This is a genomic window from Cyanobium sp. BA20m-p-22, assembly GCF_024346275.1.
GTDB lineage: Bacteria > Cyanobacteriota > Cyanobacteriia > PCC-6307 > Cyanobiaceae > Cyanobium_A.
The window spans coordinates 1-10,364 of record NZ_JAGQCQ010000115.1 but is presented as its reverse complement, the minus strand read 5'-3'; the positions used below and the strand labels follow the sequence as shown (position 1 = coordinate 10,364).

General features: G+C 68.6%; 15 protein-coding genes. 11 read left to right on the top strand and 4 right to left on the bottom strand.

Features of this window, described 5'->3' with window-relative positions:
* Positions 1 to 100 precede the first annotated feature (100 nt).
* Positions 101 to 1,090, bottom strand: a complete 990-nt coding sequence (locus KBZ15_RS11055) for an o-succinylbenzoate synthase (protein WP_255015284.1) — start codon at positions 1,088 to 1,090, stop codon at positions 101 to 103.
* Positions 1,091 to 1,093: 3 nt separating this feature from the next.
* Complete coding sequence (menA, locus tag KBZ15_RS11050) at positions 1,094 to 2,056, bottom strand: 2-carboxy-1,4-naphthoquinone phytyltransferase (RefSeq protein WP_255015283.1); 963 nt, start codon at positions 2,054 to 2,056, stop codon at positions 1,094 to 1,096.
* A gap of 74 nt (positions 2,057 to 2,130) precedes the next feature.
* Here menA and KBZ15_RS11045 point away from each other — a divergent pair, with 74 nt between their 5' ends.
* Positions 2,131 to 3,573, top strand: coding sequence for an isochorismate synthase MenF (locus KBZ15_RS11045; RefSeq protein ID WP_255015288.1), 1,443 nt, complete (start codon positions 2,131 to 2,133; stop codon positions 3,571 to 3,573).
* On the opposite strand, the gene gshB is transcribed toward KBZ15_RS11045, so the two are convergent.
* Positions 3,546 to 4,493, bottom strand: a complete 948-nt coding sequence (gene gshB / locus KBZ15_RS11040) for a glutathione synthase (RefSeq protein WP_255015282.1) — start codon at positions 4,491 to 4,493, stop codon at positions 3,546 to 3,548. The two genes, KBZ15_RS11045 and gshB, sit on opposite strands and share 28 nt — an antisense overlap.
* Positions 4,494 to 4,496: 3 nt before the next feature.
* Positions 4,497 to 4,757, bottom strand: coding sequence for a glutaredoxin 3 (grxC, locus tag KBZ15_RS11035; RefSeq protein WP_255015281.1), 261 nt, complete (start codon positions 4,755 to 4,757; stop codon positions 4,497 to 4,499).
* A 74-nt stretch (positions 4,758 to 4,831) separates the two neighbouring features.
* Here grxC and KBZ15_RS11030 point away from each other — a divergent pair, with 74 nt between their 5' ends.
* The 10 genes from KBZ15_RS11030 to KBZ15_RS10985 all read left to right on the top strand — a co-directional run.
* Positions 4,832 to 5,101, top strand: coding sequence for a type II toxin-antitoxin system Phd/YefM family antitoxin (locus KBZ15_RS11030; protein ID WP_255015280.1), 270 nt, complete (start codon positions 4,832 to 4,834; stop codon positions 5,099 to 5,101).
* A complete protein-coding gene (locus KBZ15_RS11025) occupies positions 5,098 to 5,499 on the top strand; it encodes a type II toxin-antitoxin system VapC family toxin (protein WP_255015279.1) in 402 nt (133 codons plus the stop codon). Before KBZ15_RS11030 ends, KBZ15_RS11025 begins: the two co-directional genes overlap by 4 nt.
* Positions 5,500 to 5,555: 56 nt before the next feature.
* Positions 5,556 to 6,684, top strand: a protein-coding gene (gene prfB, locus KBZ15_RS11020; protein WP_255015287.1) for a peptide chain release factor 2 whose coding sequence is annotated in 2 segments (ribosomal slippage) — positions 5,556 to 5,633 and positions 5,635 to 6,684 — 1,128 coding nt in all. Because the reading frame shifts where the segments join, the coding sequence is not laid out codon by codon here.
* A gap of 62 nt (positions 6,685 to 6,746) precedes the next feature.
* Positions 6,747 to 7,526 carry an FUSC family protein gene (locus KBZ15_RS11015; protein ID WP_255015278.1) on the top strand — a complete coding sequence of 260 codons (780 nt, stop codon included), beginning with the start codon at positions 6,747 to 6,749 and terminating at the stop codon, positions 7,524 to 7,526.
* Positions 7,526 to 8,533 carry an FUSC family protein gene (locus KBZ15_RS11010; RefSeq protein ID WP_255015277.1) on the top strand — a complete coding sequence of 336 codons (1,008 nt, stop codon included), beginning with the start codon at positions 7,526 to 7,528 and terminating at the stop codon, positions 8,531 to 8,533. Before KBZ15_RS11015 ends, KBZ15_RS11010 begins: the two co-directional genes overlap by 1 nt.
* A complete protein-coding gene (locus KBZ15_RS11005; RefSeq protein WP_255015289.1) occupies positions 8,530 to 8,670 on the top strand; it encodes a hypothetical protein in 141 nt (46 codons plus the stop codon). Before KBZ15_RS11010 ends, KBZ15_RS11005 begins: the two co-directional genes overlap by 4 nt.
* Complete coding sequence (locus tag KBZ15_RS11000; RefSeq protein WP_315859876.1) at positions 8,663 to 8,821, top strand: DUF3285 domain-containing protein; 159 nt, start codon at positions 8,663 to 8,665, stop codon at positions 8,819 to 8,821. The genes KBZ15_RS11005 and KBZ15_RS11000 overlap by 8 nt, the downstream gene beginning before the upstream one ends.
* Before the next feature lie 6 nt (positions 8,822 to 8,827).
* Entirely contained in the window at positions 8,828 to 9,343 is a 516-nt protein-coding gene (gene ybeY / locus KBZ15_RS10995; protein ID WP_396123446.1) for an rRNA maturation RNase YbeY, read from the top strand.
* Between the two features lie 32 nt (positions 9,344 to 9,375).
* Positions 9,376 to 9,789 carry a diacylglycerol kinase family protein gene (locus KBZ15_RS10990; protein ID WP_255015285.1) on the top strand — a complete coding sequence of 138 codons (414 nt, stop codon included), beginning with the start codon at positions 9,376 to 9,378 and terminating at the stop codon, positions 9,787 to 9,789.
* A 26-nt stretch (positions 9,790 to 9,815) separates the two neighbouring features.
* On the top strand, positions 9,816 to 10,364 hold a 549-nt coding region (locus KBZ15_RS10985; protein WP_255015275.1), incomplete at its 3' end, for an aminodeoxychorismate/anthranilate synthase component II.

Sequence of the window (10,364 nt, the reverse complement as noted above, 5' to 3'; positions counted from 1 at the left end):
CCAGCCGGGCCGAAGGCCGCCGCCAACTCAACCTGCTGGGCGGCGGCGGCCAGGGGCACGACCAGGCCACAGTCCCAGGCTTGCAGCAGCTGCTGGACCCTCATCGAACTCCTCCTCCCCCCGCTGCCTGCCACACCCTGGCCGGATCCGGGGCTGCCAGGGCCCCCTGGGGCTGCCAGCCGCTAGCCAGGCCCGGTGCCACCGGGGTGGGCCCCTGGGCCTGCAGGGCCGCCAGATGGTGCAGCCAACGCCGGCCGATGCCGGTTTCAAAGGCGGTGCTGAGCATCAACCGCGGGGCGCCCTGCTCCAGCGCCGCCAACAGGGGCCGCGGATCCCCCTCCTGGCTGGGCCGCCGCACCTGCCAGCCCGACCAGCTCTGGCGCAACCAGGGCTGCTGCTGCAGGGATTCATCCAGGGCCACCGGCACCCGGGTGGCCAGGGCCTCCAGGCCCGCCAGGTCGGCAGGGCCCAGGGGCTGCTCCAGCCATTCCAGCCGGGGCTCACCGGCGAGCCGCTCGGCCCAGGCCCAGGCCGTGGCCGGCTGCCAGCCCCCATTGGCATCCAGGCGCAGGCGCCCGTCTGGGGGCAGGAGTTGGAGCAGCTGCTCCAGCAAGGTGCGTTCCAGCCCATCAGGGTGCACTGCCACCTTCCACTTGAACACCGGCAGCTCGCCCCGGGTCAGCGCCAGCCGCTCCAAAGCCAGCCGCTCCAGGGCCGCCGGACCGGCCGACAGCAACCGGGCCGAGGGGGGCGGCGGCAGCCAGCGCCCCGGGGGCAGGCCATCGAGCTCGGCCAGGGCCGCTCCCAGGGCGAAGCCGAGGCTGGGCGGCAGGGTGCCGGCCGCCAGGGCCCCCTCCAGCTGGGGCCGGGAGCATTGGGGCCCCAGGCCTTCAATCGCCGCCGCCAGGGGCTCCAGCTGCCCATCCAGCGGGGCGGCCTCTCCCCAGCCCACCAGCCCCTCGGGGCTGTGCAGCCGCAACAGCCAGCCGCGCTTCCCGGCGATGGGGCCCCTGGCGGTGCTGAGGGCCTGGGGCAAGCTGAGCCCAAAGGGCCGCCACACCAGCCCTAACCAGCCAACCCCTGCCGCCATCGCTCAGCCCCACCAGCGGCCCAGGGCCAGCCCCAGGGCCAGGCCGAGCCCACTGAGAGCCTGAAAACGCAGGGCCAGAAACTTACTGCCGCCGATGCGACTGCCATCGTGGTGGTGCTGGCTCAGCAAGCCGATCAGCCGCCGGGCCGGCGGCAAACCGATCACCCCGAGCAGGGCCGTGGGCGGCCAGCGCAGGGCCGCGGGCCCAACCAGCACGGGCGCCCACTGCAGAGCCAGGCTGGCGGCCACAAACCAGGGCACCAGCCGGGCCGCCGTCGCCGTTCCCAGCCGCACCACCGGCGATCGCTTGCCGTTGGCGCCGTCCTCACCCACCTGGTGAAAGTGGGAGCAGAACAACACCAAGGTGGTGGCCAGAGCCGGACCGCTGCCCAGTTCCAGCGCCGCGCGCCAGGGCAGCACCGCCCCGGCGATTGGGGGCGCCAGAGCCACTAGGGCGGCGGCGGTGGCCAGGGGGCCAAAGGCCAGCCAGCACAGGGGTTCCCCCAGGCCCCGATAGCCCAGCCGAAACGGCGGGCCCTGGTAGACGTAACCGAGGCCGCAGCAGGCCAGCACCAGGCCCAACACTGCCGGGCTACTGCGCCAGGCCACCAGGGCCATCAGGGCCAATCCCCCCAGTAGGCAACCGTTGGCCAACCAGGCCACCCGGTCACGGCGGCCGGTGAGATTGACCAGCGAATGGGGTTTGCCGTGGGTGTCCACGCCGGTATCGGCGTCGAAGACATCGTTGGCCAGGTTTTCCCAGGCCAGCAGCAGCACCGCCGCCAGCAGAAACAGCAGTAACTGGTCGAGACGCACCGGCTCCGCCCGGCCGAAGCGCCAGCCCGCAGCCAGCAGCACCGGCATCACCGCCACCGCATACATCGGCCACTTGATCGCCGCCTGCCACAGCTGCCGCCGATCCGGCGGGCTGGCGTAACGGCTTGCGACGACCTTGGGCTCAGTCATGGGGGCCGCAGGCGGCAGCCGCTGCAGGGCCCATACATTTGAGCAGCTCTCTGTCGCGGCCCCGGCCCCTTCTGGTGCAGGCCTCCCATTCCTTCACCGATTCCCCAGGCGGTTCGTCTGGGAATTCGTTCACGGATCTGCTGACCGCCGCCAATGGGCAGGCCCGTCAGCTGGAGGAGGACGGCGTTCTCAGCCTGGCCCTGCCGCTGGCCGGCGGCGACCCCCTGTTGCTGCTGCCTCACCTGGAGCCCAGCGGCGGGGATGGCTTCCGTTTCCTCTGGGATGGGGCTCCGGGGCTCTGCATTGCCGCCGCCGGCCGCACCAACAGCCTGGAGCTGAGTGGCCCGCGCCGCTTCGAGTTGGCCCAGCGCTTCGCCAGTGCCAGCCTCAGCCGTCTGGCCACAACCAACGCCGGCCCACCCCTGGCCCGGCCCAGGGTGCTGCTGGCCTTCGCCTTCTTCGATGCGCCCCTGCGGAGCGAACCGGGGTCGGTGCCCGGGGTGCAGGCGGTGCTGCCGCGCTGGCAACTCAGCCGCCAGGGGCAGCACTGCTGGCTGCGGCTGCAACGGCCGATTGGCGGCGGGGTGACGCCACGGCAGCTGGCAGAGGAACTCTGGGAGCGGGCCCGCCGGCTGGAGCAACTGGTGGAGCAGGCGGAGGAACCAGGCTGGAGCGAGCTGGGCGGAATCGGCCTGCGCTGGAGCGCCCCCTGGCAAGGCAGCTATCGCTTCGCCGTGGCCGAGGCCCTGAGCAAAGTCGAGGCGGGCGAATTGAAAAAGGTGGTGCTGGCGGTGCGCCAGGAGCTCCAGCTCGACACCGCCCCCGACCCCCTGGCCCTGCTCGCCCCGCTGCGACGGCACCAGGGCGGCAGCTGCCGCTTTCTGTGGCAACAGGGGCCCGGCTCGGCCCTGATCGGCGCCTCCCCGGAGCGGTTGCTCACCGTGCGCCAGGGCCAGCTGCGCAGTGATGCCCTGGCCGGCACCGCCCCGGCGGGGGATCAGGCGGCGGCCCTGCTGCACTCCAGCAAGGACCGCCACGAACACGAGCTGGTGGTCGACACCATCACCGCCGTACTGGCCCGAGCTGGCATCACCCCCCGCCGGCCCCGCCACCCCCGCCTGGCGCGCCATGGCCAGCTGGTGCACCTGCATACGCCGATCACGGCAGCCCTGGCCCAGCACCAGCCCCTCACCATTGCCGCAGCCCTCCATCCCACCCCCGCCGTGGCGGGCCTGCCCAGGCGCGAGGCGATGGCCTGGCTGCGCAGCCTCGAACCCTTTGAACGGGGCCACTACGCCGCCCCGATCGGCTGGATCGACAGCGCCGGTGACGCCGACCTGCGGGTGGCAATCCGCAGCGGCACGTTGCGGGGGGATCGCCTCGAGCTCACCGCCGGCGCGGGGCTGGTGCGCGGCTCCACGGTGGAGCGGGAGCTGGCGGAGGTAGCCCTCAAGCTCGGCGTTCTCCAGCAACAGCTGGATCTGGCCGCTCAGGCCAGCAGCCGCTCGATCGTCTGATCCGCCAGCGGGATCCCCCCCAACCGCTCCACCTCGCGCACGCCGGTGGGGCTGGTGACGTTGATCTCGCTGAGCCTGCCGTCGATCACATCGATGCCAACGAAAAACAGGCCTTCTGCCTGGAGCGCGGGCGCCAGCTCGGCGCAGATGGCCCGCTCGGCGGCGCTGAGCTCGGTGGCCTCAGGGGCCCCGCCCAGGGCCAGATTGCTGCGGAACTCGCCGCCGGTGGGCTTGCGATTCACCGCCCCGAGCGGCTCCCCATCCACCAGCAGGATGCGCTTGTCGCCGGCGCTCACCCCGGGCAGGAAGGCCTGCACCATCACCGGCAGCCGCTCCTGGCCCGTCACCAACTCCAGCAGGGCCCGCAGGCCCGGCGTGGCCGCGGCGGCAAACACCACCCCCTGGCCGGCCCGCCCCCCCAGGGGCTTAAGCACCACCTCCCGATGCTCGGCCGTGAATGCCGCCAGGGCGTCCACCCGGCTGGCCACCAGGGTCGGCGCCATCAGATGGCTCCAGCGCAGGGAGCTCAGCTTTTCGTTCCAGGCCCTCAGGGCCGCGGGGCGATTCAGCACCCGCACCCCCTGGCGCTCCGCCAAATCCAGCAGGTGGGTGGCATAGAGGTAGGCCTCATCCACCGGTGGGTCCTTACGCATCCACACATGGGGGAAGGCCGTAAGCGGCAGCCGCTGGGAATCGCCCAGCCCATACCAACTGGCTGCGCCATCGGGCTGGGGCTCCAGTGGCTGGGCCAGCGCCCAGGCGCCATGGCCCCCGGGCCCATCGGCAGCGGCAAGATCGGCCATGGTGCAGACCCACACCTGCTCACCGGCCCGCTGGGCCGCCTGGATCAGGGCAACGCTGGAATCCTTGGCCGGGTTGAGCCGGGCAATCGGATCGATCACGAACAGCTGGGAGGCCACCGCTCAGCTCGCCAGCAGGGCGTCGAGCTGGCCGGAGCGCTCGAGGGCATGCAGATCGTCGCAGCCACCCACGTGCTGGCCGTTGATGAAGGTCTGGGGCACGCTGCGCCGCCCACCGCTCTTGGCGGCCATGGCCGAGCGGGCAGCCTCATCGCCGTCGATCACATATTCGCTGTAGGCAACGCCCTTGCGGTCAAGCAGGGCCTTGGCACGGATGCAGAAGGGGCAGAACCGCCAGGTGTACATCTCAACGTTGGCGGCCATCGGGGCCTTTGCACAGATGAACTGATCCTAGAAGTGGCCGCCAACGTAGCTCCTCCGAGACCATGGTCCGTACCATGGTCATTACAATTTCCATTCATCACGGAAGCAGCCCCATGGTCTGGCAGATCAGCGCCAGCCAGTTCAAGGCCCGCTGCCTTGGCCTGATGGACGATGTCGCCCGCAGCGGCGAAGCCCTGGTCATCACCAAAAACGGCCAGCCCGTTGCGGAGCTTCACCCGTGCCGCGGTACTCGCCGCGCCAGTCCTTTTGGGCTGCACCTCGCCACCCGCCTCGACGGCGACGTCGTGGCGCCCCTGGACGAACCCTGGGATGTCCTGCAGTGATCCTGCTGGATACCCACGTCCTGCTTTGGCTGGACCGCGATGACGCCCAACTCGGCCACCAAGCCAGGAAGACCATCGCTCAGGCCTGGGAGCAATGCCAGGTGGCCGTGAGTGTGATCAGCTTCTGGGAGGCTGCCATGCTCAACCGTCGGGGGCGTATCCACCTGGGCCTGCCGCCCGAGCGTTGGCGAGCCGATTGGCTGGAGGCTGGCCTGCTCGAACTGCCCCTCGAAGGCGGCATCGCCCTGCAGGCCGTGGAGCTGGACGCGTTTCATGCCGATCCTGCAGACCGCTTCATTGCCGCCAGCGCGATCTGGCACCGCGCCACGCTGCTCACAGCTGATCAAGCCATTCTCAACTGGCCAGGCTCCCTGGAGCGATTGGACGGGCGCCACTGATACGGTCAGATCATCAGAAGGCCATCGCCGTGACCGCCGCCAGCACCCCCGCCGCAGTGCCGCTCGACCTCACCGACTTCAAGCGCGACCTCTCCGAGCTCACCGACCGCCTGGGCCATGCCCAGGACTGTCTTTGACGTACCGGCCCTGAAAGCACGGCAACAAGACCTGGAGCAGCTGGCCTCCCAGAGCGACTTCTGGGACGACCAAAAAGCAGCCCAGGCCAAGATGCGCCAGCTCGATGAAGTGAGGGCCCAGCTCGAGCAGCTGGCCGCCTGGCGGGCGGCGGTGGTCGATGGTGAAGCCACCCTCGAGCTCTACGGCCTCGAGCCCGATGGGGAACTGCTGGCCGAATCGAACCAGGCCCTGCAGAAGCTACGGGCCGATCTGGATCGCTGGGAGCTGGAGCGCCTGCTCTCTGGCCCCTACGACAAGGAGGGCGCCGTGATCAGCATCAACGCCGGCGCCGGCGGCACCGACGCCCAGGACTGGGCCCTGATGCTGATGCGCATGTACACCCGCTGGGCCGAAGACCACGGCATGAAGGTGAGCGTGGACGAGCTCAGTGAAGGGGAAGAGGCAGGCATCAAGAGCTGCACGATCGAGATCGAGGGCCGCTACGCCTACGGCTACCTGCGCAACGAAAAGGGCACCCACCGGCTGGTGCGGATCAGCCCTTTTAATGCAAACGACAAGCGCCAGACGAGTTTTGCCGGTGTGGAGGTGATGCCCAACATCGAGGCGGAAGTGAAGCTCGACATCCCCGACAAAGACCTGGAGATCACCACCAGCCGCTCTGGTGGTGCGGGCGGCCAGAACGTCAACAAGGTGGAGACGGCCGTGCGCATCCTGCACATCCCAACAGGCCTGGCCGTGCGCTGCACCCAGGAGCGCTCCCAGCTGCAAAACAAAGAAAAGGCCATGGCCCTACTGATGGCCAAGCTGCTGGTGATTGCCCAGGAACAGCGCGCCTCCGAGATTGCAGACATCCGCGGCGATATCGTGGAAGCTGCCTGGGGCAATCAGATCCGCAATTACGTATTTCATCCATACCAGATGGTGAAGGATCTGCGCACCCAGCAGGAAACCACCGACGTGCAGGGCGTGATGGACGGCGACCTCGACCCCTTCATCCAGAGCCTGCTGCACGCGGGTGTCGAAGTCGGAGCGGGCGGCGACGGCTGACCACTTGCGCTACCCAAGGGGCTGCCGTTCCATCAACCCATACGCGCGGAATGGCTGCAGGGATGGCCCTCAGGGATCTGAACGGCATGCAGATCCGCAACAGCCTGCAGGTGGGCTTCGCCGGTTTCCTCGCGGCGGCCCTGTTCCTGCACGTCGGCATCAGCGCTGACTTCGACGATGGCTTCTATGTCGTCTACGGCGTGGCGCGGAGCCTGCTGCCAACCCCTGATCAATCCCTGCAGGCCGCCCGGGCCCGCGTAACCGGCACGCTGTTTGGCGGCGTGATTGTGGTTCTGGTGATGCAGATAGGCGCCAGCTGGATGGCCGCAGGCATCGGCTACGTGCTGATCCGCCTAGTAGGCCAATGGCTCCGCTGGAGCGAAGCCACCCTCAACAACGCCGCTGTCATGGCGGTGCTGTTGCTGGCAGTTCCTGACTACGAGGCGATGGGGATGGGTTATGTGCTGCTGCGCACTGGCTGGCATCTGATCGGCCTGATGATCGGCATGGGGGTGGAGCGGCTCCTCTGGTTTCAGACCCCGATAGAACGCCTGCGCAGCGCCGAGGAAGTGCTGAAGCAAGACCTCAGCGCCATCGTCGAGGGGGGCACCACGGCCAGTGCCGATGGTCTGATCCTGCGCCATGCCGAACTGGGCGTGCTGAGGACTGCCGTGCGGCGCAGCGATGCAATCACTGCGCAGGAGAGCGATGCGGCGCAGCAGCGCGAGAGTTGCCTGGAGGAGGCCCTGCGGCATGCGGTGGCAATGCTGCGCCTACCAGCAGGCCTTCGACCTCTTGACGCACAGGCCTGTCGCGACGCCCTGCGGGCTTGGCCCGGATGATGCCCCCACGCACAATCATGCGCAACGGCGCTGCCGTCGCGCTGACCGTAGCGGTGAGCAGGCTTGCCGCCCTGCCGGAGGGCCAGTTCCTGGCACTGGCCCTATTGGTGGTGATCGAAACCGATCTGGGCCGCGGCTTAATCGCCGGACGCGAACGCATCATTGGCACGGTGCTAGGGCTTATGGCGGTGGTGGTCGCAGCGGGCCTGCTGCTGCCGCTATCAGCGCCATTGGCGGTGTTCGCAGGCCTAACGCTGCTGCGCCTGTTCAGCTTTGCCGCCGGTCTGAGCACGGGCTACATCGTGGGAGGTCAAGTCGTGGCCGGCAGCCTGCTGCACCATGGGCACGATTGGTGGCAATACGCCGGCTGGCGCACCACGATGACCCTCCTCGGCGTCCTGCTGGGGCTGCTGGTGGCGCGCGGGGTCTACAGCGATCGCCTGCACGCCACATGGGAGCTTCAGTACCATTCATGGTTGGTGGCAATGGCCACGGCCCTGGAGACCATAGAGAGCGCGCCACCGCCTGAGGAGCGCTTTAAGGAACTGCGAAAAGATCGCAACGCACTGCTCCACCAGCTTCCAGCACTGCTTGCGGAGCAGCAGGTTCTGCATGCCAATGGCCCGTCCTGGTCCGCCCGCGTGCATCGGGCCCTGGACCAAGCCAGTGCGGTGCTCGCCAGCGGGCGCGATCTGGCGCCACTGCTGGCAGCACCGGCGGGAGAACTGCAGCGGTCCCTGCTGCCCACCTCCACCCTGCTGGCCCAGGGAAGCCTGCTCCTGCGGGCCCTGGCGGAGGGCACACCCACGCACCGGATCCGCCAGGAGCTGAGTGCGGCCCTCACTCCACTGACGCAACTGACCCACAGCCTTCTGGATCAGTCATCCCTTGCGGAGGATCTGTACCTCTGCGGCCGGCTGCTGCTGCTGGGGCATGCGCTGCTTGGCCTGGAAGATCTCGCCATGCCTCCTTCGACCAACCGGACCAACCCTGCCTCGCCCAGGTGACAGCCCGTCCTTCCCTGGTGGCGGGGATGCCAGGATCCACAAAACGGCAGTTGGCAATGGCACCCACGGCTTCAGGCCAGGCCGAACCGGCAATGAACGGCGATCTGGGAATAGATGCCAAGGTCGGCGATGGCTGACGAAAGTCCCAGTTTCATCAAGCTCGCCATGCGCAACATGGTGCGCAAGGGCCGCCAGAGCTTGTTCCACTTCGGCCTCACGGCCCTGGGACTCTCCGGGTTTCTGGTGCTGATCGCCTGGTTGGGCCGCCCCCAGCTGCCGGGGGGCTGAGCTGTGCTGGATCTGGACCTGGCCTACTTCGCTGATCCGGATCTGGAGGTGGGGCTGCTGGCTGATACCGCGACCTGGGCCAGCCACGCCGAAGGCTGGGCCGAACACATCGAGAGCTGGCTGGTCCAGCTGGCCGCCGAACTGCCGCCCGAGCTCTGCGCCCCCGCCTACAGCCTGGGCCTGAGCCTGGTGGGCGATGGGGAGATCGCAGCCCTGAACAACGATTGGCGCCAGCAGCAAGGGCCCACCGATGTGCTGGCCTTTGCCGCCCAGGAAGCGGGCCTCGACGACCTGCCCCCCCTGGCCATACCTGGCCCCCTGGAGCTGGGCGACATCGTGATCTCGGTTGAAACCGCCGCCCGCCAGGCGGCCCAGCACGGCCACAACCTGGAAGAGGAACTGCTGTTTCTGGCCAGCCATGGCCTGCTGCACCTCCTGGGCTGGGACCACCCCGATGAGGCCAAATTGGCGGCCATGCTGGCGCGCCAGGAGGAGCTCGTTAAGGTGCGGCCGGAACCATGACCAACCTGCTCCCCCTACCGCGCCAAGACCCCATGGCCGAGCATCCTGACCGGCGCCTTCGCGCCAGCGCCTGGAAGGTGGCTGGAGACCTGCCGGCCAGCTTTCGCTATGCGGCCCAGGGCCTGGTCTATGGATTTACCAGCCAACGCAACTTCCGCATCCACGTGATCACCGGAGCTGGGGTGTTTGGTCTGGGGCTGTGGCTGCAGCTACCCACTTCCCAGCTGGCGGTGCTGGTGCTCACGGTGGCTGCGGTGCTGGTGCTGGAGCTGCTCAATACGGCCACCGAAGCGGTGGTGGATCTGGCCATCGGCCGCAAGTTCCACCCCCTGGCCCGGATCGCCAAGGACTGCGCCGCCGCGGCCGTGCTGGTGGCCTCCATCTCGTCATTGATGATCGCCATGTTGCTGCTGGTGCCGCCCCTGGTGGCCAGGCTGGGGTTCTGAAGGAACTTCCCTAAGGAACCTCCCTGATGCTCCTCGTTCTGGACAACTACGACAGCTTCACCTTCAACCTGGTGCAATATCTGGGCGAACTGGCACCAGACCATCCCATCGCCGCCGATCTGCGGGTGGAGCGCAACGACGCCCTCAGCCTGGAGCAGATCCGCGAGCTGGCCCCCGCCGCCATCTTGATTTCACCGGGGCCCGGCGACCCGAATCAATCGGGAGTTTGCCTGGAAGTGCTGAGACAGCTGAGCCCCTCGGTGCCGACCCTGGGGGTGTGCCTGGGTCACCAGTCGATCGCCCAGGTGTATGGGGGCAGGGTGGTGCGGGCCAGGGAGCTGATGCACGGCAAAACCTCGCCAGTTCACCACAGCGGCCAGGGGGTGTTTGAGGGCCTGGCCAACCCCCTCACCGCAACCCGATATCACAGCCTGATCGCCGAACGCGAAAGCCTGCCCGACTGCCTGGAGATCACCGCCTGGCTGGATGACGGCACGATCATGGGCCTGCGCCACCGAGCTTTCCCGCACCTGCAGGGGGTGCAGTTTCACCCCGAAAGCGTGCTCACCCAGCAG

Bases quoted from the DNA above. Each gene is read 5' to 3' on its own strand.
- KBZ15_RS11055 (WP_255015284.1), bottom strand. From the start codon at position 1,090: ATGGCGGCAGGGGTTGGCTGGTTAGGGCTGGTGTGGCGGCCCTTTGGG.
- grxC (WP_255015281.1), bottom strand. From the start codon at position 4,757: ATGGCCGCCAACGTTGAGATGTACACCTGGCGGTTCTGCCCCTTCTGC.
- KBZ15_RS11030 (WP_255015280.1), top strand. From the start codon at position 4,832: ATGGTCATTACAATTTCCATTCATCACGGAAGCAGCCCCATGGTCTGG.
- KBZ15_RS11015 (WP_255015278.1), top strand. From the start codon at position 6,747: ATGGCCCTCAGGGATCTGAACGGCATGCAGATCCGCAACAGCCTGCAG.
- KBZ15_RS11000 (WP_315859876.1), top strand. From the start codon at position 8,663: ATGGCTGACGAAAGTCCCAGTTTCATCAAGCTCGCCATGCGCAACATG.
- menA (WP_255015283.1), bottom strand. From the start codon at position 2,056: ATGACTGAGCCCAAGGTCGTCGCAAGCCGTTACGCCAGCCCGCCGGAT.
- KBZ15_RS10990 (WP_255015285.1), top strand. From the start codon at position 9,376: ATGGCCGAGCATCCTGACCGGCGCCTTCGCGCCAGCGCCTGGAAGGTG.
- KBZ15_RS11010 (WP_255015277.1), top strand. From the start codon at position 7,526: ATGCCCCCACGCACAATCATGCGCAACGGCGCTGCCGTCGCGCTGACC.